At 53.0% G+C, this 25,771-nt stretch carries 29 protein-coding genes; 18 read left to right on the top strand and 11 right to left on the bottom strand.

Features of this window, described 5'->3' with window-relative positions; translation table 11 throughout:
• The first annotated feature begins 99 nt into the window (after positions 1-99).
• On the top strand, positions 100-1,104 hold the full coding sequence (locus DG177_RS03240; RefSeq protein ID WP_108810184.1) for a hypothetical protein: 1,005 nt from the start codon (positions 100-102) through the stop codon (positions 1,102-1,104).
• Between the two features lie 13 nt (positions 1,105-1,117).
• Positions 1,118-1,387, top strand: coding sequence for a hypothetical protein (locus DG177_RS03235; RefSeq protein WP_108810183.1), 270 nt, complete (start codon positions 1,118-1,120; stop codon positions 1,385-1,387).
• A 66-nt stretch (positions 1,388-1,453) separates the two neighbouring features.
• On the opposite strand, the gene DG177_RS03230 is transcribed toward DG177_RS03235, so the two are convergent.
• Positions 1,454-2,719 carry an acyl-CoA dehydrogenase family protein gene (locus DG177_RS03230; RefSeq protein ID WP_108810182.1) on the bottom strand — a complete coding sequence of 422 codons (1,266 nt, stop codon included), beginning with the start codon at positions 2,717-2,719 and terminating at the stop codon, positions 1,454-1,456.
• 1 nt (position 2,720) lies between these two features.
• The gene (locus DG177_RS03225) at positions 2,721-4,082 is read right to left on the bottom strand and encodes a phosphotransferase family protein (RefSeq protein WP_337658467.1); all 1,362 of its coding nucleotides are present in this window, start codon (positions 4,080-4,082) and stop codon (positions 2,721-2,723) included.
• Between the two features lie 202 nt (positions 4,083-4,284).
• Here DG177_RS03225 and fabD point away from each other — a divergent pair, with 202 nt between their 5' ends.
• The 8 genes from fabD to DG177_RS03185 all read left to right on the top strand — a co-directional run bounded on the left by fabD (position 4,285) and on the right by DG177_RS03185 (position 10,137).
• The gene (gene fabD / locus DG177_RS03220; RefSeq protein WP_108810180.1) at positions 4,285-5,220 is read left to right on the top strand and encodes an ACP S-malonyltransferase; all 936 of its coding nucleotides are present in this window, start codon (positions 4,285-4,287) and stop codon (positions 5,218-5,220) included.
• A gap of 4 nt (positions 5,221-5,224) precedes the next feature.
• The gene (locus DG177_RS03215; RefSeq protein WP_337659017.1) at positions 5,225-5,653 is read left to right on the top strand and encodes a GNAT family N-acetyltransferase; all 429 of its coding nucleotides are present in this window, start codon (positions 5,225-5,227) and stop codon (positions 5,651-5,653) included.
• Between the two features lie 10 nt (positions 5,654-5,663).
• On the top strand, positions 5,664-6,407 hold the full coding sequence (gene fabG, locus DG177_RS03210; RefSeq protein ID WP_108810179.1) for a 3-oxoacyl-[acyl-carrier-protein] reductase: 744 nt from the start codon (positions 5,664-5,666) through the stop codon (positions 6,405-6,407).
• A 12-nt stretch (positions 6,408-6,419) separates the two neighbouring features.
• Positions 6,420-6,956 (top strand): hypothetical protein, encoded by a 537-nt coding sequence (locus tag DG177_RS03205; protein WP_108810178.1) that lies wholly within the window; start codon positions 6,420-6,422, stop codon positions 6,954-6,956.
• Between the two features lie 107 nt (positions 6,957-7,063).
• Complete coding sequence (locus DG177_RS03200; protein ID WP_108810177.1) at positions 7,064-7,300, top strand: acyl carrier protein; 237 nt, start codon at positions 7,064-7,066, stop codon at positions 7,298-7,300.
• A gap of 155 nt (positions 7,301-7,455) precedes the next feature.
• The gene (gene fabF, locus DG177_RS03195; protein WP_108810176.1) at positions 7,456-8,712 is read left to right on the top strand and encodes a beta-ketoacyl-ACP synthase II; all 1,257 of its coding nucleotides are present in this window, start codon (positions 7,456-7,458) and stop codon (positions 8,710-8,712) included.
• Between the two features lie 7 nt (positions 8,713-8,719).
• Entirely contained in the window at positions 8,720-9,691 is a 972-nt protein-coding gene (mltG, locus tag DG177_RS03190) for an endolytic transglycosylase MltG (RefSeq protein WP_108810175.1), read from the top strand.
• Between the two features lie 8 nt (positions 9,692-9,699).
• On the top strand, positions 9,700-10,137 hold the full coding sequence (locus DG177_RS03185; protein ID WP_108810174.1) for a hypothetical protein: 438 nt from the start codon (positions 9,700-9,702) through the stop codon (positions 10,135-10,137).
• A 6-nt stretch (positions 10,138-10,143) separates the two neighbouring features.
• Here DG177_RS03185 and DG177_RS03180 read toward each other — a convergent pair whose 3' ends face one another.
• From DG177_RS03180 to leuA, 3 genes are all read right to left on the bottom strand, one after another.
• Positions 10,144-10,734, bottom strand: a complete 591-nt coding sequence (locus DG177_RS03180) for a hypothetical protein (RefSeq protein WP_108810173.1) — start codon at positions 10,732-10,734, stop codon at positions 10,144-10,146.
• A 45-nt stretch (positions 10,735-10,779) separates the two neighbouring features.
• Positions 10,780-11,751 carry a nitronate monooxygenase gene (locus tag DG177_RS03175; RefSeq protein WP_108810172.1) on the bottom strand — a complete coding sequence of 324 codons (972 nt, stop codon included), beginning with the start codon at positions 11,749-11,751 and terminating at the stop codon, positions 10,780-10,782.
• A gap of 104 nt (positions 11,752-11,855) precedes the next feature.
• Positions 11,856-13,514, bottom strand: coding sequence for a 2-isopropylmalate synthase (leuA, locus tag DG177_RS03170; RefSeq protein WP_108810171.1), 1,659 nt, complete (start codon positions 13,512-13,514; stop codon positions 11,856-11,858).
• 340 nt (positions 13,515-13,854) lie between these two features.
• Here leuA and DG177_RS03165 point away from each other — a divergent pair, with 340 nt between their 5' ends.
• From DG177_RS03165 to DG177_RS03155, 4 genes are all read left to right on the top strand, one after another.
• Complete coding sequence (locus DG177_RS03165) at positions 13,855-14,340, top strand: YHS domain-containing (seleno)protein (RefSeq protein WP_108810170.1); 486 nt, start codon at positions 13,855-13,857, stop codon at positions 14,338-14,340.
• A 61-nt stretch (positions 14,341-14,401) separates the two neighbouring features.
• Positions 14,402-14,692: a hypothetical protein gene (locus DG177_RS17635; protein ID WP_337658466.1), complete on the top strand. Its 291-nt coding sequence runs from the start codon at positions 14,402-14,404 to the stop codon at positions 14,690-14,692.
• Between the two features lie 77 nt (positions 14,693-14,769).
• On the top strand, positions 14,770-15,309 hold the full coding sequence (locus DG177_RS03160) for a YHS domain-containing (seleno)protein (RefSeq protein ID WP_337658465.1): 540 nt from the start codon (positions 14,770-14,772) through the stop codon (positions 15,307-15,309).
• A gap of 133 nt (positions 15,310-15,442) precedes the next feature.
• On the top strand, positions 15,443-15,841 hold the full coding sequence (locus DG177_RS03155; RefSeq protein ID WP_108810169.1) for a BLUF domain-containing protein: 399 nt from the start codon (positions 15,443-15,445) through the stop codon (positions 15,839-15,841).
• Between the two features lie 49 nt (positions 15,842-15,890).
• On the opposite strand, the gene ilvC is transcribed toward DG177_RS03155, so the two are convergent.
• From ilvC to miaA, 5 genes are all read right to left on the bottom strand, one after another.
• Positions 15,891-16,910 (bottom strand): ketol-acid reductoisomerase, encoded by a 1,020-nt coding sequence (gene ilvC / locus DG177_RS03150; RefSeq protein ID WP_108810168.1) that lies wholly within the window; start codon positions 16,908-16,910, stop codon positions 15,891-15,893.
• 15 nt (positions 16,911-16,925) lie between these two features.
• Positions 16,926-17,297, bottom strand: a complete 372-nt coding sequence (locus tag DG177_RS03145) for a hypothetical protein (protein WP_108810167.1) — start codon at positions 17,295-17,297, stop codon at positions 16,926-16,928.
• The gene (gene ilvN, locus DG177_RS03140; RefSeq protein WP_108810166.1) at positions 17,294-17,809 is read right to left on the bottom strand and encodes an acetolactate synthase small subunit; all 516 of its coding nucleotides are present in this window, start codon (positions 17,807-17,809) and stop codon (positions 17,294-17,296) included. The genes DG177_RS03145 and ilvN overlap by 4 nt, the downstream gene beginning before the upstream one ends.
• Complete coding sequence (locus tag DG177_RS03135) at positions 17,809-19,554, bottom strand: acetolactate synthase 3 large subunit (RefSeq protein WP_108812739.1); 1,746 nt, start codon at positions 19,552-19,554, stop codon at positions 17,809-17,811. The genes ilvN and DG177_RS03135 overlap by 1 nt, the downstream gene beginning before the upstream one ends.
• A gap of 144 nt (positions 19,555-19,698) precedes the next feature.
• Complete coding sequence (gene miaA / locus DG177_RS03130) at positions 19,699-20,631, bottom strand: tRNA (adenosine(37)-N6)-dimethylallyltransferase MiaA (protein ID WP_108810165.1); 933 nt, start codon at positions 20,629-20,631, stop codon at positions 19,699-19,701.
• On the opposite strand from miaA, the gene serB reads away from it, so the two are divergent.
• The gene (gene serB / locus DG177_RS03125; protein WP_108810164.1) at positions 20,624-21,505 is read left to right on the top strand and encodes a phosphoserine phosphatase SerB; all 882 of its coding nucleotides are present in this window, start codon (positions 20,624-20,626) and stop codon (positions 21,503-21,505) included. The genes miaA and serB overlap by 8 nt on opposite strands.
• 18 nt (positions 21,506-21,523) lie before the next feature.
• On the opposite strand, the gene DG177_RS03120 is transcribed toward serB, so the two are convergent.
• On the bottom strand, positions 21,524-22,567 hold the full coding sequence (locus DG177_RS03120) for an SPOR domain-containing protein (RefSeq protein ID WP_108810163.1): 1,044 nt from the start codon (positions 22,565-22,567) through the stop codon (positions 21,524-21,526).
• Between the two features lie 264 nt (positions 22,568-22,831).
• Here DG177_RS03120 and DG177_RS03115 point away from each other — a divergent pair, with 264 nt between their 5' ends.
• Genes DG177_RS03115 through DG177_RS03105 form a run of 3 tightly spaced genes read left to right on the top strand, consistent with a single transcriptional unit; the run spans position 22,832 to position 25,743 of the window.
• Entirely contained in the window at positions 22,832-23,554 is a 723-nt protein-coding gene (locus DG177_RS03115; RefSeq protein ID WP_108810162.1) for an AAA family ATPase, read from the top strand.
• Positions 23,555-23,571: 17 nt separating this feature from the next.
• Entirely contained in the window at positions 23,572-24,276 is a 705-nt protein-coding gene (locus tag DG177_RS03110) for a hypothetical protein (protein WP_108810161.1), read from the top strand.
• A gap of 36 nt (positions 24,277-24,312) precedes the next feature.
• Positions 24,313-25,743, top strand: a complete 1,431-nt coding sequence (locus DG177_RS03105; protein WP_108810160.1) for an SPOR domain-containing protein — start codon at positions 24,313-24,315, stop codon at positions 25,741-25,743.
• Positions 25,744-25,771: the final 28 nt, after the last annotated feature.

Genomic DNA, 25,771 nt, shown 5'->3' with positions numbered 1-25,771 from the left:
ACAAAACGAGTTCTGGCTGATCGCAATCAGCTGAGATGAGGAAATTTGAACCCAGATATGTTACAAGGGTGTTCTCAAAGCGAGATTAGGAACATTCTTGTGTCGAAGCTTTCCCGGACTGTTGGTTTTTCAATTGCGTTGACGTTGGCCATCACTCTTTCTGGCTGTGCCACCGATGTCATCCGAATTGAGCGCGCCGGAACCATGACCGATGCCGCGCGCTCCGCCACCGATGCGACACGGGTGCTAATGGCGGATGTGCAATCGGAAAACCGAAAGGCACTTATCGATCTGGTCGCCGTAGATCCCAATTGCCGCCTTCCTACACCGCTAATTGCCCAGGGAGAAACAGGCAATAACGAGACGATCTGCCGTAAAGGCAGCAGGCAAGAGAACGACTTCCAGCTGCCGCGTCTGACCCGTCAGGACTTTGGTCCATCGCTGGCTGTTATTGATGGGCTGGTGACTTATTTTGACGCAGTGGATGCAATAGTTACCCGCGAACCCACGGACTTGGCCGGCAAGCTGCTTGGTGCGCAAGCAACTTTAGACGCCGTCGCGGCCAATTTGGGAAGCATAGCCGGGCAAGAAGACGTCAAACTCCCTGCTTTGACCGATGATCAGAAAGGGGCGGTTGAGGACACGCTGTCATTGCTCAATGAGATTATCGATGAATCAGCGCGTGTCGATGACTTGCGTGATGTTGAAATTCAGCTGGATCAGGCCGCTTTCGCCAAGGATATCGACAGGCTGAGCCGGATAAATCAGAGATGGTTGCTTGTCATGGATGTGCAGATTGACAATCGGTTGACCCTTATTGAGAGCCGACTGCCTCGCATTCCCGCACAACAATTCGATCAAAGACATCGTTTCGCTGCACAGCAAATGACATTGATCGAACGGCAAGAGGCATTGCCGGAATTGGCAATCGCATTGTCGAAGACCGTAGGAACGTTGCGCGAAACGCATCGCGATTATCAAGGCCTGTTATTTGGTGACGATAGGCTACTGACGCTGGACGAAAAACGGAAGGCAGCAGCCATCACCCGGACGCGATTGCGCAGGGCTCTGGGTCATCTTGCTGCGATCGCCAGAGTGTTCTGAAAAGGAGAGGTAAATGGTTGAACTAGCCGGCCCATTGCTCAGCATGCGTGACAGCTTGCATATTCTTCTTGCACGTGTCGGCAGCAATTATGCGCAGTCTGATCGCGTCACGCGCGCCATCTTTAAGGTAAATTCTCTGCTGCAAAATCTTGCAACGGGGACTAGTGCGGACATCGTCAAACTGCGCGTTGTGACTGAGAATATTGCGCTATTCACGCCCCAAGAAGCGGCTGCTTTTGATCTCTTGTTTGATGAAATTGAAAAAGTTCTGGCCGATTTGTAACCGCGGGTGCTGGGTTCAAGATGAGGTTTCTGCTGTCCGTTTTGTATCCCATCCTGACCCTCCGGCTCATTTGATGAATTTGAACATATGACCGCCGATCTTGCGCATCTGAATTTCTTCCGAACCCTCGGTGATCCGGTAGCGCCGGTGATGGCGGTAGATATGTTCGAACGGTTTGTGGCGGGAATAGCCCATGCCGCCATGGACTTGCATTGCGCGGTCGGCTGCATCGCAGCACAATCGATTGGCGCGGTAGTTACACATGGACACCTGCGCTGACAGATATTTGGCAACATCGACCTTGGCCATACCGTCCATCTGTGCTGCGGTTTTATAGATAAGCTGGCGCAGCATTGCCGCTTCGGTATGCAATTCTACCAACGGAAACTGGATCGCCTGATTGACGGCCAGTGGTTTTCCGAACGGCTTGCGCTCTCCGGCATATTTTACTGATTCATCGATGCAATATTGCGCGGCACCCAGTGACGACGCGGCCTGACGAATACGGTTTTCGTGGACGAAATGCTGTGCGGCAGCGAGACCCATGTCGAGGTCTCCCAATATTTGGTCCGCTGGAATCCAGACATTGGTGAAGCTGCATTTTGGGTGATCGGTGGGCATGTTAAATGTCCACATATATTCGCCAATTTCAAAGCCTTCTGCATCGGTGGGAACCAGAAAACAGCCAATACCCTGGGCATCGCCATCCTTGCCGCGATGGCGGGCAAAGGTCATGACATGAGTGGCGACGTGCAGACCGGTGGTCCACATCTTGTTGCCGTTGATCAGCCAGCCATCCACTCCATCGCGCTGCTCTGGCACGGCCGTGGTATCCATCCATGTTGCATCAGAGCCGTGATCTTCCTCTGTCAGGCCAAAGCACCATTTCATCTCACCTTTCAGCATCGCAGGAATGCATTCCTGTTTCTGCTTCTCGGTGCCAAAGTCGCGCACCATGAGGGGCTGGACGAGATTACCGACGATTGAATTTTCATTCTGCAGATCGTTATGCAGGCCAAGGCCCTTGTGTGCTAGATGTTCGCGAATGCGGGCCATGCCTAGGTTGGAGCCATCTTGTCCGCCGAAATCCTTGGGCAGGGCATAGCGGAAATGACCAGCGGCATCGGCGGTGCGGCGCATCTCGTCGAGCAGGTCTTCCCATTCCTTGGTCGGCAGACCCTGATTGTCCCAGTCGGTTCGGCTGTCTTCCCGGCGATGGTCGAAAAAACGGATATTATCGTCGCGCTGCTCAATCGGTTTGATTTCAGCTTCGATAAAATCATCCAGAACGGTGAGATAGTCTTCAATATCCTGTGGAATGTCAAAACTCATATCATGGGTTCCATTTGTTGAGAGCGACGGCAAGGCCGGCATATTTGGGTTGGTCGATAGACAGGCGTTCCAATGCAGACAGCCTGAGATGATCCCACAGACCCGGATGTTCCGGACCCACGCGTCCTTCTGAAAGCGCCGTGCAGAGCTGTCCATGGTCAAATCCGATAGCTTTTAACCGTTCGTCTGAAGCGGTCTGGAAAGCAGAACCAAAGCTGGCGTGCCGCTTGGCGATGCCCAGTGCATTGCCGGCAACCCTGGATTGGAAACGGTCATGGCCCTTCAGATCGGGCTGGACCGTTTTCATATTCCATTCGGAGAGGGCAGCCAGCAGCTCATCATAGCTGGTTTCACCTTTAGCCTCTTGTTCTTCGGGTATTTTCCAATTCAGCGCAGTGCTGATCTCTTGTGGCAAAATCTCTTCAAACAGCAGTGCTAGATCAATTTCAACTTCCGACACGCGGCGACCAATGACGGTGCGCTCCAACGAACGATCCCCGTGGCTGCGCCAGATCTCACCCATGACCAGACAGGCGACTCCCCACCAGACAGTGGAATAGATCAACCAGAACCGGAAACGGTCCGGGTCAACATTTTTTCCGCTGTGCCTGGCATATGCAGCGAGAAACGCTTCGGCGCTGTCAAAGCCGCCCGCAACCTTCTCATAATGGCCAAAGCGCCAGCTGGGAGTGCAAAGATAGGCGAGATCCTGGACGGGATCACCCAGTCGGGCCAATTCCCAATCCAGTACCGCAGACAGGCCGGATGGCTGGATCATGAGATTGCCCATGCGGAAGTCGCCGTGCACCAACTTTCGGGATTCACGATCTGGATCATCCGGGCTGGCCGGAGCATTTTCCTTCAGCCAGTGAAAAGCATATTCGTAGATCGGGATGGCACCGCCAATCTCTTCATATTTGTCTTGCTGCAAGCCGATAAGGTCCAGCGGGGCGTAATATTCCAGATTGCCGAACAACGGGCCGGGATCGATATTGTGGATGTTCCACAGCTCCGCCGCGCATTGGTCGGTCAATTTGCTCTCGGCTTCAGCAAATTCGGGATTGCCAAGGATTTTGTGGGGCAGGGTCTCCCCCTCCGCCTTGTCCATAACAAAACCTTCGCCAAGGCCATCTTCTGGCGATAGTCGCGCTCGGACCGTTGGGGCCGTCACGCCAGATTGAACCGCCAGATCGATAATATCCGCCTGGGTGGCCAGCGGCACACCACGCAAACCTTCATCATCCGGAGAAATCCCTGCAGGCAATCGGCGGAGAACAAATTCCTCGCCTCCATAGGCAAAGGCCCAGCTCTCCATGCTGGCTCCGCCCGATAGCCTGCGAAGGCCTGACAACTCACCGTCCATGCCGAGTGTCCTGCGGCAAAAAACAGTCAGTTCATGTTCGGAAACGGCTTCATTCATCCTGAAAGCTTAATTGCTCAGTTAAAACTTGGCAATCGTAATAGTGGTGCAATAGTGATAGCGATTTACGTCGTGATACTTGCATGCACTTCCATTCCCTCTTACCTGCAGGGACAACAAATCAACAAACCGATAAGGGGCAAGCATGAGGGCGTTTATTTTTCCGGGACAGGGCAGCCAGGCGGTTGGCATGGGCAAGGCGCTTGCCGAAGCCAGCAACACGGCCCGCGAAGTTTTTCAGGAAGTCGATCACGCGCTGGAACAGAATCTCTTCCAGTTGATGTGTGAAGGCCCGGAAGATGAGCTGACCCTAACAGAGAATGCACAGCCGGCGATCATGGCCAATGCGATCGCGACTCTCCGTGTTATGGAGAAAGAGGGCGGCAAACCGATGGCGGACCTTTGTACCTATGTCGCCGGCCATAGTCTGGGCGAATATACCGCGCTTTGTGCGGCGGGCGCGCTAGATCTGACAACAACAGCAGAATTGTTGAAATTGCGCGGTCAATCGATGCAAAAGGCGGTTCCGGTGGGTGAGGGCGGTATGGCCGCATTACTGGGAGCGGATATCAAGAAGGCCGCCAGCCTAGCGAAAGCAGTGGCGCAGGGCGACATCTGTACGGTCGCCAATGACAATGATCCGACCCAGGTGGTCATTTCCGGCCATATGGCAGCGATCGAACGTGCCATTGCACTTGTTAAAGAACATGAGATTAAACGCGGTGTGTTGTTGCCAGTTTCGGCGCCATTTCATTGTTCGTTGATGCAGCCTGCGGCGGAGGCGATGGAAGAGGCGTTGGCAGAAGCCAGCATATTGCCGCCCGCTGTTCCGGTTTTTGCCAATGTGACAGCAGATGCGGTGACCGATACAGATGAAATACGGCAGTTGCTGGTAGAACAGGTCACGGGAACCGTGCGTTGGCGGGAATCGGTGCTGAACCTGTTCGAGGCTGGCGTTGAGCAGTTTGTCGAATTCGGTGGCAAGGTGCTTGGCGGAATGGTGAAACGCATAAATAAGGAAGTTCAGACAACCAGTCTTATCGCAATGGATGATATTGAAGGCTTTCTGAAGGATATTTGATTTGGTGGATTTGGAGGCCATAGAAATATTTGAGGTCACCAACAATAATATAGAGCTGATGGATCATGTCGCTGATGATCTGTTTGATAATCCTGTCGATCCGGCGCGGCTGTCTGCTTTTCTGGCGGAGGAGAGCCACTGGCTGGTTGTTGCGCAGCTGGATGGAAAGGTGATCGGCAAGTGCACTGCAATGGTCCACAAACGGCCAGACAAGGCAGATGAGCTCTATATTGACGAAATTGATGTTATTGAAAAGCTGCGGCAGAACGGAATAGCCAAGCAAATGCTTGCCAAAGTCTTGAAATTGGCAGACGAACGCGACTGTGAAGAATGCTGGCTAGGCACGGAACAAGACAATATACCCGCCCGCAAACTTTATGAATCCAATGGCGCCAAGGCCGAAGATTTCGTTCTATATTATCTGGAATACTGAGGAATTTTATATGTTTGATCTGACAGGAATGACCGCGCTGGTAACCGGCGCATCGGGTGGCATTGGTTCAGCAATTGCTAAATCGCTGGCTGCACGCGGTGCGACAATTGCCTTGTCCGGTACGCGCAAGCTGACATTGATGGATCTGATTCCGGAACTGGAAGGAGATGGACATGTTGTCATCCCTTGTAACCTTGCCGACGCCGAAGAAGTCAACGCGCTGGTGCCGCAAGTGATCGAAAAACTTGGTAAGCTCGACATCCTGGTCAACAATGCCGGAATTACGCGTGATGGGCTCGTCATGCGTATGTCCGATGATGACTGGTCGGATGTATTGAACGTCAATCTGGAATCAGCCTTTCGTCTGGCCCGTGCTGCTGCGCGGCCGATGATGAAAGCCCGGCACGGCCGGATCATTTCTATTACATCGGTTGTCGGCGCTACCGGTAATCCGGGGCAGGTGAACTATGTCGCATCAAAGGCGGGATTGGTCGGGATGTCCAAGGCGCTGGCGCAGGAACTGGCGTCACGCGGAATTACCGTAAACTGTGTTGCTCCCGGATTTATCGCTACGCCGATGACCGAGGCACTGACAGATGCGCAAAAAGAAGAGATAAATCGGAAAATTCCCGCAGGTAAAATGGGGGCTGGTGGGGATATCGGGGCGGCTGTGACCTATTTGGCCAGCGATGAAGCATCCTATGTTACCGGCCAGACACTGCACGTGAATGGCGGCATGGCAATGATCAGCTAAACGGCTTTCACAATGTTCTCCACAATATTTCTGCTGGTGATGACCGCAAACCCCGAACCGCTTCTTCCGACTGCGGGACTGCTGACAATTGAAAATTTCGATTGTGTGAGCAAGGGCGTCTCGGCCGATCAGGCGCAGGCATATTTTGCGCTGGCGCGTCAAGGTAAGGAAGTTGATGCGTTCAAGTCAGCAAAGGGACTGACTGAAGACTGTCAGGCCGAACACGGCTGGACAGATATTCAGACGCGAAGTGCATTTAGGGTTTCCTTGATGGATGGCTGGATAATGCAAGACGGATTGGTGGAGAAAATCCAAAAATTGGGAGATTTTAAATCCTTTTTGGATCAATATTATAGCGATAATGTGAAACCGACAGGTCGATATATGCTGGAGGATGTCTTCCTGTCTGGGAAAATGGACAAGGATTTGACCGCAGCGGGCTATCCCGAAGACAAGGAATTGCGGGAACTAGCGTATAATTACTGGGAATGGCGCGGAGCATTGTACGGTATCGAAGAAGACTTTCGAAACGGCGAATTGCGACAATAAGAACAATAAACAGCGTTCATTCATAAAGCTGCGCTTGCCCTCTTGCATGCAACGCGCCATGCCACTAGGACAAAATAGAAATTAATACCAACGAAGAAGGAACTCTCATGAGTGAGACTGCAGACCGCGTAAAAAAGATTGTTGTTGAGCATCTTGGTGTAGAAGCTGACAAAGTAAACGAAGAAGCGGCATTCATCGATGATCTGGGCGCTGACAGCCTCGATATTGTTGAACTTGTGATGGCGTTTGAAGAAGAGTTCAGCGTCGAAATTCCTGACGATGCGGCTGAAAAAATCGCAACGGTTAAAGATGCGATTGATTTTATCGACAACAACAAGGGCTAATTGATTTTGGAATGCGGCCACTTTTGTGGGCTGATATTCCGGGGCCAATGATCGCTAAATGATTACAAAGCGGCTCACCGGCCTGGGAAGCATTTCCTGAACCGGTGGCCGCTTTTGAATTGGGGCTTAGGAAGGCCCGTTATAAGGAGCATAGCATGCGTCGTGTTGTAGTGACCGGACTGGGTTTGGTAACGCCTCTTGGCGGAGATGTGGAAACAAGTTGGAGCAATATTCTTGCTTCAAAATCCGGTGCGGGAAAGATTACGCGCTTCGATGCTTCAGACCAGAAATGCCATATCGCCTGTGAGGTGAAGCCCGCCGACCATGAATATGGTTTTGATCCGAATTTGCGCGTCGATCATAAGGTACAACGTCAGGTTGATCCGTTCATCATCTACGGCATCGATGCCGCTGGACAGGCACTGGAAGATGCAGGGCTGACAGAATTAAGCGATGAAGAAAAATTGCGCACAGGCTGTTCTATTGGTTCCGGTATCGGCGGATTGCCGGGTATCGAAAAGGAATCGCTGGTTCTTAACGAACGTGGCCCAGGACGGGTAAGCCCGCATTTTGTCCACGGGCGACTCATCAACCTGATCTCTGGACAGGTTTCAATCAAATATGGTCTGATGGGGCCCAATCACGCTGTTGTCACAGCCTGCTCAACTGGCGCGCATAGCATTGGTGATGCAGCACGAATGATTGCCCTTGATGATGCTGATGTGATGCTTGCGGGTGGAGCTGAAGCAACTATTTGCCCCATTGGTATCGCCGGATTTGCGCAAGCCAAAGCGCTGTCCACCAAGCGAAATGATGATCCAGCCGCTGCTTCGCGGCCATATGATAAAGACCGTGATGGCTTTGTCATGGGCGAGGGTGCAGGTGTTGTCGTTCTGGAAGAATATGAGCGCGCCAAGGCTCGCGGCGCGACCATCTATGCCGAAGTGGTTGGCTATGGTCTGTCCGGTGACGCACACCACGTAACCGCGCCGCATCCCGATGGGGTTGGCGCGTATCGCTCAATGGAAATGGCACTGAAACGCTCTGGCCTGACCACTGCCGATATTGATTATGTCAATGCTCACGGCACATCGACCATGGCGGATGTTCTGGAGCTGGCCGCCGTGCGCCGCCTGTTCGGTGACGATATCGCGACGATGTCGATGAGCTCAACCAAGTCTGCCATCGGCCATTTGCTCGGCGGCGCAGGCGCAGTAGAAGCGATTTTCTCCATCCTTGCGCTGCGTGACCAGACCGTTCCACCAACACTGAATCTGGATGATCCTGAAGAGAGTTGCGCGGGCGTCGATCTGGTACCGCATGTCGCCAAAAAACGCGAAGTCAAAGCGGTTCTTAGCAACAGCTTCGGCTTTGGCGGAACCAATGCCAGCGTCATCATGAAGGCGGTATAGCATCATCATGCGGCGCTTCGGCTGCCTTATTCTTCTGGTTGCGGCCGCGCTGGTTTTGATACTTGCGGGCAATTTCCTCTATGGCTGGAACGCCAGTGGACCATTGGAGAATGAGCAGCAATTTATCGTCAAGTCGGGCTCCAGCCTGGGCATGGCGGCAAAAGCGCTGGAAGACGAAGGTGTCATCAAGTCTGCGGATGCCTTCTTGAATCGCGCCAAGATTTTCGGTGGATCCGAGCCAATCAAGGCTGGCGAATTCGTTATTCCTGCTGGCGCAAGTAATGCCACGATTCTGGGCATATTGCAGGGCGGGAAAACCGTGCAGCGGCTCATCACGATACCAGAAGGTACGCCCTCGATTATCGTGCATGAAAAACTAATGGCAGAAAAACTTTTGACCGGTGACATCCCCGTTCCCGAAGAAGGTTCACTCTTGCCAGACAGCTATAGCTTTGAACGCGGTGAGAGCCGAGCGGCGGTCGTGGCGCGCATGCAAAAGGCGATGAAGGATACGATTGCCGAACTATGGCCCAAAAAAACCGCAGCCAGTGTGGTCAAGACACCAGAAGAAGCCGTCATCCTTGCGGCGATCGTCGAGAAGGAAACGGCGCTAGCCCGCGAACGACGCACCGTTGCGGCTGTCTATAGCAACCGGATCAATCGCAACATGATGCTGCAGGCCGATCCTACGATTATCTATCCGATCACCAAAGGCAAACCGCTGGGTCGGCGCATTCGCCAATCCGAAATTGCGGCAGTGAATGATTATAACACCTATTCGATGGTTGGCTTGCCTAAGGGGCCAATTGCCAATCCCGGGCGCGCCTCAATCGAAGCGGTGCTTAATCCGGCGGACAGTGAATATCTCTTCTTTGTCGCGGACGGCAAAGGCGGGCATGTTTTCGCAAAGACACTGGCGGAACATAATGCCAATGTCGAAAAATGGTTCGCCATACGCCGCCAACGCGGAGAGATGTAAGCGTGCCTATGGCAAGCCAATTGATCAACAGCGTGATGGCATCAATATTGGCATTTTCGGGCTCAGACTCGCCTGAAATATCCGAAGAGGCGGGTAGCGATATCGTGCAAGCTTCGCCGGATGCGCAGGATCATGATGCATCACAAAAATTGCTGGGACGCTATTATCTGCGAGGCGTGATGGAAACGGCTTCCGGTCTGCAATTGTCCGAGGATGGCAGTTTTCAATGGTATCTGAGCGTTGGAGCACTGGACATTATTTCTGGCGGAAGCTGGAGTTTTGAGGATGGGCTGGTGACGCTGATCTACGATCCACCGAAAGAGGGTGCGCGTTATGACCCCATCGGCACAGTCATCATGAAGATCGACGGAGAAAACCTTGTTCCACCGGAAAAAATGGGACGGGGCGTTTATGTGAAAGCGAAGCCACGACCAGAGAGCGAGTAATGTGTCTCAGTCGTCCGAACTATCAGACCCGGCAGCCACAACAATAAGTCCAGCGTCGACGATTTTCTGACCCTCTACACCGTCTGTCGGCATCACCACCATTCTGAGTCCTGGTTTGCCATCCGCATCGGGTTTGCGCCAAGACATTGTGTTGAGCGGCGAAAACTCTCCGGGCATGTCGTTCTCTGTCATGCCTACGGCATCGGCACGCTCGGTCAGTCGTGTTGGGAAGCCAGCGGGTTCGACCCCCAGCATCATTGGTTCGTCGGATGGTCGTGATGTGAGAAGAATACAATAGCGATCCTCGCTATCCTCTCCCCATGCCACGACGTAGCGGTCGGAAAACAGGTGATGTATGGCGCCGTTCTCGGTATAGCGCGCGCGAACCATATCTCTGCCTCTGGCGGTGATCGGTAACAGCGCCAAGCCTTCAAAAGGTGCAATATCCTTTTGGACAAAGCCAAGGCAATCGTCGAAAATTATCCGCATAACCAGCGGCTCGTTATCTTCTATTGTCCGGGGTTCAGATGCCGCAACTGGAAGAGCCGACAAGACAGAGCCGAGCAGTGCCATGGCGACCCATTGAGACTTCCGCATATCAACTATACTCCATGCTTGTAACCAAGCGTAGGATAGGTCCGATCAGTAGTTAAACCGCGTCGCCAAGCTATCCCGAGCTTCCTGATATTCGCTGATCAGTATGTCGACCATGTCCTGAACCGAGCGGACTTCATCAATAGCACCGATGCCCTGACCGCTACCCCAGATATCTTTCCACGCTTTTTTCTCGGTATTGCCGCCAGAGCCGAAATTCATGGTCTTATAGTCACCCTGTGGCAGGTCATCTGGGTTCAGGCCGGCATTCTCGATGGAGCCGCGTAGATAATTACCGCTTACACCGGTGAACAGGTCGGAATAGACAATGTCCTTGGCACGGCCTTCGACGATTCCATCTTTATAGCCCTGGTCGGCATTGGCTTCCTTAGTCGCGATAAAGGCGGAGCCCATATAGCCGAGATCCGCACCCATAGCCTGCGCGCCGAGAATAGATGCGCCGCAACCGATAGAGCCAGACAGGGCAACAGGGCCATCAAACCACTGACGAATTTCCTGCATCAGTGCAAAGGGAGAAATAACACCGGCATGACCGCCAGCACCTGCTGCCACCGGGATAAGGCCATCGGCGCCTTTTTCGATCGCTTTATGGGCAAAGCGGTCGTTGATAATGTCATGCATGGTGATCCCACCCCAACTATGCACGGCGGTGTTGAGATCCTCAATGGCGCCCAGTGACGTGATGATCAGCGGGACCTTCCACTTGGCACAGGTGGCCATGTCTTGATCGAGACGATCGTTGGATTTGTGGACAATTTGGTTCACCGCAAAGGGAGCTGCTGGCTTGTCGGGATTGTCCCGGTTCCATGCCGCAAGTTCTTCTGTAATCTGGTGCATCCATTCATCGAGCAGGCTTTGTGGCCGTGCGTTGAGGGCAGGGAAGGACCCGACGATACCGGCTTTACACTGCGCAATGACCAATTCCGGTCCCGATACGATAAACAAAGGTGAACCGATAAGCGGCAGGCGAAGATTGTCGAAAATAGCAGGTAAAGTCATAAGGTCCCCAATAGAAAAGGCTAAACGGAAAAGCTTAGACCTCCGCCATAGCCCAAGCCGAGGCGGATTCCACTGTTATTTTAACCGATTGCTTAATCCGGCTGCTAAATCCGGTTTACCGCACTGAGCAGCGCTTCAACCGAGGCTCTTGCGACATCGCTATTGATGCCGACACCATAGAATTCGCGGCCATCACCGGTCTTGCATTCGACATAGGCCGCCGCCTGCGCGTCCTTGCCTGAACCGAGGGCATGTTCCTGATAGTCCATGATCTCCAGCGAGATGCCAAGAGATGAGGCGAGGGCGTCGACAACGCTGGATATCAGGCCATTGCCGCGACCACTGACGGACGTTTCTCCGTCGGGCCCTTTGACCTTGCCGACGAATATGCGTTCGCCGCCGGTCTGACTTTCCTGATAGTCGATAAGGCTGTATTTACCGCCACCATCAAGATGATAGCGTTTCTGGAATGCACCCCAGATATCTCTGGCAGACAGTTCCCGGCTTGTCTCGTCGGCCAGTTCCTGCACCGTGCGACTGAAATTGGCCTGCAGGCGTTTGGGGAGCTTTAACCCGTAATCCTGCTCCAATATCCAGGCGATACCACCTTTGCCGGACTGGCTGTTAACACGGATCACCGCTTCATAGTCCCGGCCTATGTCGCGCGGGTCGATAGGCAGATAAGGGACATTCCAAAGTTCGTCATTGCGCTGTTCTTGCGCCGCAAAGCCCTTTTTGATGGCATCCTGATGGGAACCGGAAAAGGCGGTAAAGACCAGTTCTCCGGCATAGGGATGGCGTTCCGGAACCGGCAGTTGATTGCAATATTCGACCGTATTGACGATTTCATCCATGTTGGAAAAATCAAGTTTTGGGTCGACACCCTGCGTGTACATGTTGAGGCCGAGCGTCACCAGATCGACATTACCCGTGCGCTCGCCATTGCCGAACAGACAGCCTTCGACACGGTCAGCACCGGCCATCAGACCCAGCTCCGATGCCGCGATGCCCGAACCGCGATCGTTATGCGTGTGCAGGCTGATCACGACATGCTCGCGCTTGCTAATATGTTTGCACATCCACTCTACTTGGTCGGCATAGATATTGGGCGTTGAGGCTTCGACCGTTGCTGGCAGATTAAGGATCAACGGTTTCTCTGCCGTCGGCTCGATAATCTCCATGACTGTCTCACAGACCTCCAGGCTGAATTCGATCTCTGCGGTTGAGAAAGTTTCGGGCGAATATTCGAAATGCCAATCGGTATCTGGATATTTCTCCGCCTGTTCGCGCAGGATCGTTGCGCCTTCCTTGGCAATATCCTTTACGCCTTCCTTGCCCAGCTTGAACACAACATCACGCCATGCTGGTGAAACCGCATTGTAGAGATGGACAATGGCCTGCTTGGCGCCTTCCAGACTGGCAAAGCTGGTTTCGATCAGATCACGGCGGGACTGGGTGAGGACTTGCACCATGACATCATCGGGAATGCTGCCGGACTTGACCAAACCGCTTATAAAATCAAAGTCGGTCGCGCCGGCGGACGGGAAGCCGACCTCAATTTCCTTGATCCCGATTTTTACGAGCAAATCAAAAAAGCGCTGTTTCTTTTGTGCATCCATTGGATCAATCAGCGCTTGATTGCCATCCCGCAGGTCGGTGGAGAGCCAACGTGGAGCCTTGTCAATGATGCGGGAAGGCCACTGGCGGTCCGGCAAATCAATCTGACCAAAGGGGCGATATTTTTGAGATGGATTAGAATGCATGATCGATACTCTTATGCTGCAAGCGATTTCACGCAAGGCGGAAATTGCTAGTTAATTTCAATTTTCTGGAAAAATAATCCCTTAGACGGGGCCGCCGCATCAAGCAGCAGCTCAGCTACGCCTAAGGGCGCATAAGTCGGTGTAGCTCTAGGTTTGAGGCACATCTCATGCCGACATTCATATCTTTTGCGGTGCAAAAATCAACCATGCTGGTGAAATTATTTTGCAGGAAGTGAAACCTTTTCGCTCGACCTCGCGAAACCATCAACGAGCATGACGGCTCAACGAAATTATTTTTACCCTCAATCACAAGAACTTAAATCTTACCAAGGAACAAAAAATGAAAAATCTTATTATGCCATTGGCGCTCGCACTAACCGCGACCACCGGAACTTTCGCCCTTCCTATTGATGCGGCCATTGCTGGCCCGACCTACACCGGTGTTAAGGGTGGTAACACGGCAGTCGGCGGTTATGACGTCACGTCTTACTTCACCGGAAGCGGCGTTCCAGTCAAAGGCAGCAAGGCGCATAAGGTAAAATATAAGGGCGCTGACTATTTTTTCAGCACCGCGGCTAACGCCAAAAAGTTCAAGGAAAAGCCAGCACAATTCGCTCCACAATATGGTGGTCACTGTGCATGGGCGTTGTCACGCGGCTCGCTCGCTCCCGGTGATCCACTGGTCTACAAAGTAGTTGGCGGCAAACTCTACCTCAACGTCAATAAACAGGTTCAGAAAACCTGGCTGACCGACGTTGCTGGCTTCATCAAGAAGGCCGACATTAACTGGCCAAAATTCCCGGATAACGCCAAATTCGGCGGTTAATCGGACCCCCTATTCGTCACGTAGCTTTCTAACCTGAACTCTAAACTCAAAGGAAAATATCATGAATAATACACGTAAACTGTCCGCAATGCTCGCTGTCATGGGTGGTCTGTCCCTCGCAGCTCCATCGGCTGCTCTGGCAACCTGTACCGCAGCGCCAGCGACCCAACCGGCCTGTAGCGCCTGTGCAGCAGCGGCCTGTGCTGCAGCCTGTGGCGCTTGTGCAGCCGCGGCATGCGGAGCCTGCGCTGCTGCCCCAGCCTGCGCTGCTGCCTGTGGCGCTGACGCCGGTGCCTGTGCTGCCGAACCTGCCGCTTGTGGTGCCTGTGCCGCCGCTTGTGCACCTCAATAATGAATAGTGGTTTGGGGGGGATAGCCTGTGCTAAACTACAGCGCCCCCCTCAAACAAATTTCCCGAAGGACTTACCAATGAATAAAACATTTCTTGCAGCCATCATGATGGCGACACTGCCCATCGCATGTTCTGCTCCATCGTCGGATACAGCAGAGACGACCGAAACCGTGGAAGCCGCGATCACTGAAATTAGTGATGAAGTTCAGGTTCCGGTGTTTACTGGTCCTGCCGGATCGGAAAATGTCGCGGTGAGCGGCTATGACACGGTGAGCTATTTTGAAGGCGACGGTGTGCCTGTTGAAGGTAGCGATCAACATCGCGTTAAATATAACGGCGTTGAGTATCATTTTGCCTCAGCTGAAAACGCCGCGAAGTTTCAGGCGGAACCCGCTAAGTTTGCCCCACAATATGGCGGACACTGTGCTTGGGCTGCTTCACGCGGAAAGCTTGCATCGGGTGATCCGAAACTCTACGCGATTGTCGACGGCAAGCTCTATCTGAACTTCAATCAGCAAGTCCAGGAAACCTGGAACAAGGATATCCCGGGCTTTATCGAAAAGGCTGATCAGGAATTTCCAAATATTCCGGCAACGGCGCGTTACGACGACGCTTAAACACCGGATCAATGACCAGAAAAGGCGGCGAGGCAGGACTTCGCCGCCTTTTTTTGTTTGCACTCTGGATTTGCTGGTAAATAATTAACGAAGTTGCACTAGCTTCCCCCTTCATCGTCTTGGGGAGCGATACATGTTTCGACTGGTTTATCTGAGTACACCTAAACCAGAGGTGGGTAAGCCAGAAATCGAGCAGATATTGGCATCCTCACGTAAGAATAATGGCCATAACGATATTACTGGCTTGTTGATTCAAGACAAGAAGCGCTTCCTGCAATATCTGGAGGGCGATCAGAGCGCGGTGGAAGATACGTTTAACCGGATCGCATCCGATCCCCGGCACACAGCGGTGATTTTGCTGAAAAGCGGTTTTGTTGAGCGCAGGCAGTTCCCCAAATGGGCCATGGCATCGAAAAATGCCGAACGCAGCAATAGTCTGACGGCGGCCGTTAGCGAAATGACGGCCGCTTGCGACAAGGATGTTGCCGATGAACTGCTCAGCTTTGCTGCGGCAAGAGACCACGCCGCCTAGCCAATGATATGGCCACAGCGGACGTGGTTACTCAAACGCTTGCCAGATTCTAGTTCTTCTCTTTGTCGACCAACTGATTGGCACCAATCCATGGCATCATGGCGCGAAGCTCGGCTCCTGTTTTTTCGATAGGATGGGCCTCGGCCTGTTTGCGTGCCGCTTTCAGCTCTGGTTGACCGGCGCGGTTGTCGAGGACGAAATTCTTGACGAAACGACCAGACTGAATATCGGCCAATACCCGCTTCATTTCAGCCTTTGTTTCATCGGTAATGATCCGCGGACCGGTTGTGATATCGCCATATTCTGCCGTGTTGGAGATCGAGTAGCGCATGTTGGCAATGCCGCCTTCATAGAGCAGGTCCACGATCAACTTGGTTTCGTGCAAGCATTCGAAATAGGCCATTTCCGGAGCATAACCAGCCTCGGTGAGGGTCTCGAAGCCTGCCTGGATCAAATGCGTGATCCCTCCGCAAAGCACCGCTTGTTCACCGAAGAGGTCGGTTTCGCATTCTTCGCGGAAATTGGTTTCGATAATGCCTGAGCGACCACCACCTACGCCGGAGGCGTAAGCAAGGGCCACGTCATGAGCATTGCCGCTCTTGTCGGCATGAATGGCAACTAGGCAAGGGACACCGCCACCGCGCTGATATTCACTGCGTACCGTGTGTCCGGGACCTTTTGGTGCGATCATGATGACATCCAGATCATCACGAGGTTCAATCAGGCCGAAATGCACGTTCAGGCCATGAGCGAAGGCAAGGGCAGCGCCGGGTTTCATATTCTCATGATAATCGGCGGCATAGATTGCGGCTTGATGCTCATCGGGGGCCAGGATCATGACAATATCGGCCCAGGCGGCCGCGTCAGCGTTGCTGAGCACTTTGAAATCAGCGCTTTCAGCCTTTTTCGCGGTTGCGGAGCCTTCGCGCAGGGCAATAGCGACCTCTTTGACGCCGCTATCGCGCAGGTTTTGTGCGTGGGCATGGCCCTGACTACCATAGCCGACAATGGCGATTTTTTTGTCTTTGATGAGGCCTAGGTCGGCATCTGCGTCATAATAGACTTTCATTATTCTTCCTTATATTCAGATAATTAGAGCAGTGAGTGTGATAATCCCAACGCTTGACAACATGATCCAACCGGGATGTTTAAACTTCGCCAGAATCGCGTTTGCGATACCTAGGCCGATAAAGGTCACAGCTATTGCTGTTAACTGGAGGTCATTGCCGGGGGTAAAGCCGCCCGCGACCAACGTCAGATAGAGTGCGATCAGTAAAAGCAGCGCGGTTGTGGAATGCCAGCCGAAAACTATGAGTGCGCGCCACTTGGGATCGGACAGGATTGTGGTGTTTTCTTGCAGCATGGGGCCGATCAGTTTCCTTTGGCCTGCAACCGAATGGAACAATGCAAGAATCACGATCAAGCCTGCCGCAACAAAGAGCAATAGCGCGCTCATGCCGAATCCGGTCCCCGGCCAATGGCAACTACACCAGTGCGTCCGACTTCGACCAAACCGACTTCCCGCATCAGGCCGACAAATGTCTGGATCTTGTCGGGTGCACCGGTAATTTCGAATACAAAGCTCTCGGTTGTCGCATCCACCACACGCGCGCGATAAACATCAGCAAGACGCATCGCTTCGATCCGGTTTTCGCCTTTACCGGCGACTTTAACCAAGGCCAGTTCGCGTTGTACATGGGGACCAGCTTCGGTTAGGTCGCGGACACTATGGACCGGAACCAGGCGGTCAAGCTGGGCGATGATCTGTTCAATCACATGCGGCGGGCCGTTGGTGGCAATGGTAATCCGGCTAATCGCATGATCGGCGCTGATGTCGGCCACAGTAAGGCTTTCGATATTATAACCGCGCGCAGTAAACATCCCCGCGATCCGCGCCAATATGCCCGCTTCATTGTCGACGAGTACCGCGAGGACATGGCGTTCGACCTGTTCTTCTTTGATATGCATTACACAAGCGCCTTTGCGTTATCGTCCATCGTGCCTTTGACATCTTCCGGTGCCAACAGCATCTCAGTATGAGCGGCTCCGGATGGAATCATCGGGAAACAATTGGCCAGTTTCGCAACGCGGCAATCTACAAGCACAGGACCATCCGTTTCGATCATTTTCTTGATACCCGCTTCCAGTTCAGCCGGATCTTCAATCAATATGCCGGTCCAGCCATAGCTTTCAGCCAGCTTAATAAAGTCTGGCAAACTATCGCTATAACTATTTGAATAACGGCTTTCATAGGTTAGTTCCTGCCACTGTCGGACCATGCCCATATATTCGTTGTTGAGGATGAAGATCTTGACCGGCAAGCGATATTGGCTGGCAGTGCCCAGCTCCTGAATGTTCATCTGGATCGAAGCTTCGCCAGCAATGTCGATAACCAACGCGTCGGGATCGCCCAGCTGCGCGCCGATGGCAGCGGGCAGTCCATAGCCCATCGTGCCGAGACCGCCACTGGTCAGCCATTTATTCGGTTTCTCAAAATCAAAATGCTGCGCCGCCCACATCTGATGCTGGCCAACTTCGGTGGTAATGATCGGACTTTGCTCATGCGTAGCTTCCCACAGCTTGCGGATAGCCTCTTGCGGCATGATTTCGGTCTTGCTCTCGGGATAGGCGAGGCAATTGGTCGCCCGCCATCCTTTAATCCGAGCCCACCATTCTTCATAGTCAGGCGTCGTGAATTTCCGGCCCTTCAAGACTGCAAGCAATTGTTCCATAACCCGTCCGACATCGCCGATAATTGGCAGATCGACGCGAATGGTCTTGTTGACAGATGACCGGTCTATATCGACATGGATCTTCTTGCTATTGGGGGAGAAGGCGTCGATCCGGCCTGTAATCCGGTCATCAAAGCGAGCCCCTAGGCAAACGACAAGATCGGCACGGTTCATAGCCATATTGGCTTCATAGGTGCCATGCATGCCCAGCATACCGAGCCATTGCTCCGAAGATGCAGGAAAGGCGCCGAGGCCCATCAGCGTCGATGTCACAGGCGCGCCCATGAGCGCCGCCAACTCACACAATAGGGTGCTGGCCTTTGGTCCACTGTTGATAATCCCGCCGCCGGTATAAAGCACCGGAGCGTTGGCATTCATGATCATCTCAGCTGCTTCGTTAATGGCCTTGAAATCGCCGTCAATCTGCGGCTGATAGCGTGTGTTCTTCAGGTTATTATGTGAACTGAATTCAGCTTCGGCAACCTGTACGTTTTTCGGAATATCGACAACGACGGGGCCAGGACGGCCCTGAGTGGCAATATGGAAGGCCTCAGTCAGCACACCGGCCAGATCGGACGGCGTTTTAACGAGATAGTTGTGCTTGGTGCAGTGCCGGGTAATACCTACCGTATCAGCTTCCTGAAAGGCATCAGAACCAATCAGATTGGTCGCAACCTGTCCGGTGATAACAACCATCGGAATCGAGTCCATAAGCGCATCGGTGATGCCGGTCACTGCATTGGTGGCACCTGGTCCGGACGTGACCAGAACTACGCCGGGCTTGCCGGTTGATCGGGCATAACCTTCGGCCGCATGAGTCGCTGCCTGCTCGTGCCGAACAAGAATATGTTTTATCTTCGGATGATCATATAGCGCATCATAAATTGGCAGTACCGCGCCGCCCGGATAACCAAATACGGTATCTACACCCAGATCAAGCAGGGTTTGAACCAATATTTCTGCACCGCTTTTTTCGGCCACTTTGCGCTCCATAGTTACTGTTTAACCCGCGATCGGCGGGCGTTTGATAGGCGATGCTGCACCGCAACGCAACGTGTAAGAAAGCAGGCGGTGACGGTTCGAATGGGGCGCGCTACCTATTTATATATATTATGTCAAGGACAATTATTGTAATAATCTAACAATATTCTCCAGATTATCATTATTTATAATCTCTTTGTGGCGTGGCCATTCGGCGGGGCACTGATTGCGAAACCAGGTAAACTGACGCTTGGCATATTGCCGGGTTGCCGCCATTGCCTTCGTCTTGGCATCGTCGAGACTGATCTCGCGCTGTATCCATGCGGCAATTTCAGGGACACCGATGGCTCGCATGACTGGGCAATCCGGCGGTAGATCCCTTTTCAGCAAATGTGCGACCTCTGCTTCGCCGCCGTGATCGAGCATGATCCCAAACCGGCGGTCACAGCGCTCATAGAGCCATTCACGCGGCGGCAGGAGCACCAGCGGGTGTAAGGAAATGTCATCGCTAATCCCACCAGCCATATGAGCATGCCAATGATCCATCGGTTTGCTGGACGAGCGAACCACCTCAAGGGCCCGCATGATCCGGCTCGAATCATTTGGGTTCAATCGGTCCGCTGATATCGAATCTTCCTTCAAAAGTGCCTTATATGCCTGATCAACCGTCAAACTTCGAACCTCGGCTCGAATGGTAGGATTGATCTCAGGTATCGGAGCAATGCCATCAAGCAGGGTCCGCACATATAGTCCCGTTCCGCCAACCAATATGGGTAATTTGTCGCGCTCATGGGCCTCGGCTATTTCCGCTTTTGCGTCTGCGGCCCATCGTGCGGCTGAACAGGTCTCGGCACCATCAATATAGCCGTATAGCCGGTGCGATATTCCCGCCATCTCTTCTTCACTGGGTCGCGCGCTGAGGATTTGGAGGTCGCTATAGACTTGCGCGCTATCGGCGTTGATGACTACGGAGGGTTGCTTTTTGGCCAAGTCCAATGCCAAGGCGGATTTACCGCTGGCGGTCGGACCGACGATCAAAGCGACGTCTTTTTTGTCTTTTGGAGAATATATGCTCATTGCCACGCTAATAGCAGCAGATCAGCTGGAAAAGGGAGAGCTAAGTTCAGCTGCCGATCGTTTGGCAGATGCAGGCGCCCGGATTGAACAGATTGGCAAAATTATCGATGGCAAAGCGGGTGATATTATCTGTGAAGGCGAAATCAGGGCGCTACGCGAGGCGTTGCCAATTGATGAAGCTACGATTGATTTCGTTCTGCAGCCAGCCGAGGCTCGAGAGAAGAAACTGCTGATATCGGACATGGACAGCACGATGATCACCGTCGAGTGTATCGATGAGCTGGCGGGATATGCCGGAATAAAAGATCAGATTGCTGAAATCACCGAGCGCGCAATGCTGGGTGAATTGGATTTTGAAGAGGCGCTACGGGGCAGGGTGGCGCTGTTAGCTGGCCTCGAGATTTCCGCAATCGATCGGTGTCTTGATGAGAAAGTCGAGATAATGCCGGGTGCGAAAACCTTGGTGCGTACGATGGCTGCGCGCGGCGCAAAGACCATATTGGTTTCCGGAGGATTTACACGGTTTGCTGAGCCGGTGGCGCGAGATATCGGCTTTGATAGCTCAGAAGCGAATATATTGGAGGAACAAGGTTCCCAATTGACAGGAAAGTTAGCCGGCCCTGTCGTTGATGCTCAACGAAAGGCGGAATTGCTCCGCCAAACTGCCCAATCGCAAGGTCTTTCGCTTACCCAGTGTATGGCTGTAGGCGATGGCGCCAATGATATCCCGATGATTGCGTTGGCAGGAACCGGTGTCGCATATCGCGCCAAGCCCAAGGCCGCAGCAGCTGCTGATGCGGCAATTAAGCACAATGACCTCAGTGCCTTGCTTTACATCCAAGGGATCGGTGCTGATGAATGGAAAACCGAGTAAGCGACCTGGGCAGAATTACTACCGCGACTTAACGATACAGTCATTGCCAGAGGCCTTAACGGTGCTGCACATCTGACTGGCTTGCGTCTTGGTTGCAAAGGGCCCAGCTTGTAGCCTGGTTATATTGCCAGCCGCAACCAGATAGGGTTGCAGATTATTCAAGCCCGATACCCGCTTTTCGAGTGTATTCCAAAGAGCCTTGGCCTTGTTCTGGCTGCCAAAGGCACCCAGCTGAACGCGCCATTTCCCGTTAGAGGCAGTGCGAACCGGGGTGGGGGCTGGCTTTACAACCTTAGGTGTTGCCGCAGGCTTGGGTGCGGCCGCAGATTTAGGTGCTGGTACCGGCTTGGTCACAGGTTGTCCTGCTGGTTTCGGTGTCGGAACAATTTTTGGCGGGACAGCCTTTGAGGCCGGCAATTGCGCTGTCTGGATGGCACCAGACGATTGTACCGGACGCAATCCACCCACTTGCGCGGTTCGGACACGTTTTTCACTCTCTTCCATCTGCCCGGCCAGTTCAATGGCACGGCGGCGTTGATCAAGCGGGATATATTTGTCCATCTGCGCCATATTAGATGTCGCTTGCGGCAAGCCGGCTGCTGAGGCGCGTGTCATCAGGGCGTAGGCCTTGATCCAGTCTTTCTCCACGAAATCGCCATTAAAATGACCGGTGCCCAGGACATATTGTGCACGTGGTTCGCCGCGATTTGCTGATGCTTGCAGATAAGGCAAGGCCGCCTGTTGGCGTTTCTTCTGAAACAGGATCAATCCATAATTGTCGCTTGCTTGCAGGTGGCCCTGATCGGCGGCTTTCTTATAATAACGTTCGGCCTGGTTCAAATCCATCGCAACGCCACGGCCAAGCTTATGGGCCTGACCCATATTGAACTGGGCATCTGCATCACCGGCAGCAGCAGGACCGCGCCATTCAGCCACGGCCGTCTTGTAATCGCCGCGTCCCCAAGCATCCACCCCCGCCTTTACATCGGCCAGTGCAGGGGAAGCCAATCCGAAAATTGCCGAAGCCAACGCCAGTTGACGTGCTATTTTTGAATATCTCATGCGAAAGGCCCTTAGTCTGCTAAAATTGGTAAATGCATCATATGCGTAATTTCCCTTTAACGCCAATTTGCAAATTTTTCGTAACCTTGATCAAAATTTGCAAGCGATGAAGGAGCTCATTTCTAACATCGTGTAAAATGGATTCTGGCCCGACAAAAAACATCCTGTGTTCGTTAACCCTATTTTAGCCCTGTTCTGTCAGAGAAGGCGATGAATGTAATTCAGACGATCTGATCAACCCGCGATATGACGAAGGGGAATAGAGTGCGAGTTCTAGCAATGGCATCCCAAAAAGGTGGTTCCGGCAAGACAACTTTGTCGGGCCATCTGGCCGTACAAGCACAACTGGCAGGCGCAGGCCCGGTTGTACTTATCGATATCGATCCACAAGGCTCCTTGGCCGATTGGTGGAACGAACGCGAAGCGGAACTGCCTGCATTTGCGCAAACAACCGTGTCGCGCCTGGCTGCCGATCTGGCTATTTTGCGACAACAAGGATTTAAACTGGCCGTCATTGATACACCGCCTGCGATCACCATGGCGATCCAGTCGGTGATCTCTGTTGCTGAGCTTATCGTGATCCCAACCCGTCCCAGTCCACACGACTTGCGTGCTGTTGGCGCGACCGTGGATCTTTGCGAACGCGCAGGCAAACCGCTGCTATTCGTTGTAAACGGCGCGACGCCGAAAGCGAAAATTACTTCGGAGGCTGCGGTTGCACTATCGCAGCATGGTACTGTTGCACCAATTACCGTTCATCATCGCACGGATTTTGCCGGATCGATGATCGATGGCCGTACGGTTATGGAAGTCGATCCCGAAGGTCGCTCCTCACAGGAGATTCAGCAGCTCTGGGGTTATATCTCAGACCGGTTGGAGAAGAATTTCCGCCGCACTGTATTTTCATCGCCTGCGATGACGCCCAGCCCGAATGCTGGTGTTCAACGACCTGGAGGCAATTTCGGCCGCCGGGTCATCGGGTCTTAATGGGAGGAGCAGAGAATATGAGCGAACCTAAGCCATTAGCATCGCTGTCATCGTCCCTATTGGCACGCAAGGGTGGTGCAAAACCAGCTATGCGCCGTCAGGGCATGGCGTTTCCATCACATTCTGATCAAGAAAACGAAGATCTTGGCTGGAATGACATGGGTTATGACGCGAACCCGGATCATGAAGCAGCGCAATCCGACGCGGAGAACGCCGCTGAGCCGGAGCAATATCATTATAATCCCTTGGCAGGTGCCATTCCGGATGTCGTTCCTGCGGTTAAGAAGCAGCAAGAAGAAATTGCCGCGAAATTGAGCCAACAGCCAGCACGTGAAGAAGCGCCTGTAGCTGAGCCAGTAGAACAGGAGCCGGTAACAAAATCAGAACCGGCAGTTCCCGTTCCGCTTTCAATTTCACGCGAAGTGGCACCGGTTGCAGAAAATTCCAGCATAGGTGTTGCGCCTCCGCGCCGTAAAAAGGCGGCTGCGACCAAACAACCAGCCAAGACGCGTCGTCCAGCGCAAAAGTCCCGGACACGCAAAGCCAAGGCTGCGTTTACCTTACGTCTGGATGCTGACAGGCACCTAAAACTGCGGTTGGCGACGGCTGTGAAGAATGTTTCGGCACAGCAGTTGGTAACCAAAGCTGTCGATGAATATTTGAGGTCTATCCCCGAACTTGACGATCTGGCTGAGCGCATTCCGTCACGCGGCGCGGCTTAAACTGAACACATTGAATTTAATTGCGAGGGCATTGTTATGAAACGCGATATGATACTGAAATTGGCCGCATCAACTATGGTCATTTCGACGACGCTGACCGGTTGTGGTCCATTTGGAGGTGGTTCGGTTGCATCTTCATCCAGCAAACCTGCGACCGTCAAAGATGGTCCAAGATATGCCAAGAAAGCTGAAAAAGCACTTCGCAAGGGACAGGTTGAAAAGGCGATTGTCTATGCTGAACGTTCTGTTGCCGGTGTCGGTACAGATCCTGAAACACGGGCTTTGCTTGGACATTCCTACATGGCAGCTGGCCGGTTCTATTCGGCAGAGCGCAGCTTTCTCGACGCAATGGAACTCGGCAAAAATGATGCCCGGACCGTTTTGAGCCTCAGCCTCGCACAATTGGCGCAAGGTAAAGCCAACAAAGCCAAGCAGTTGATTGAGAATAACCGTCAGTTCATTCCAACCGCTGACTATGGTCTGGCGCTGGCATTGGCGGGTGATTCCAAAGCGGCTATTGCAGAGTTGGAACAGGCAATCCGCAGTTCGAATGTAACCGGCCGTACGCGCCAGAATCTTGGGCTTGCTTATGCTTTGGATGGTCGCTGGAAAGAAGCCAAATTGATGGCCATGCAGGATATGAGACCAGCAACGGTCGACAACCGTATGATGCAATGGGCACAAATGGCTCGGCCTGGTGCCTATGACGTGCGTGTAGCTTCGCTGCTGAACGTAAAACCTGTTGCCAATGATCCAGGTCAACCAGTTCGTCTGGCATTGAACGCAGCCCCTGAAATGCCTGCGGTTGCCGCGGCAACACCTGCTGAAGATTACAGCCGGGAAGTTGCAAGCTTTGACCGTGATGTACCGCTACCTGCGGTTGGACCTGCACCGGTAGCGGATGCTGATGTCGACTTTATGGCGAAGGAAAATGATGTCAAAGTGACCAAGGTCGCTGTTCCGGCTAGCAAGCCCGCCGAGGCAAAGCCGGTGTCAAAGCCAGCTCCCAAAGCGGCTGAAAAGACTTTCGTTGTAGAGAATTCGGATGTTCCGGCGCCAGCAACTAAAGCTGCTCCAGCAACTACTGCTGCAGTACAAGCGATATCAGCTGTTAAACCGATTATGCAGAAAGTGGCATTCACACCACGTGCGCGCTCGATCTCAAATGGCAAGCACCTTGTTCAGCTTGGCGTCTTCTCATCACCTGAGAACGTGAAACGTGCCTGGGGTATCTTGTCATCGCAGAACAAAGACTTGGCATTGTTCCAATATGCAAGTTCTCCGATCCAACGGAACGGCAAAACATTGTATCGCTTGGCAGCAATGGGCTTTGGTAACGAACAATCCGCGAAGGATATGTGTGGCGGTATCAAAGCAAAAGGCGGCAACTGCATTGTGCGCAACGTGCAGAATGTTCGTCCAACGCAAATGGCCGGCAAAAAGCTAAAGACGCTAGCTGCGCGCTAAGGCTTTAAAACAGACATTATAAGGGCGG

The organism is Sphingorhabdus sp. Alg231-15, assembly GCF_900149705.1.
Lineage (GTDB): Bacteria > Pseudomonadota > Alphaproteobacteria > Sphingomonadales > Sphingomonadaceae > Parasphingorhabdus.
The sequence above is the reverse complement of the archived record's forward strand: the minus strand, read 5'-3'. Positions and strand labels throughout refer to the sequence as shown.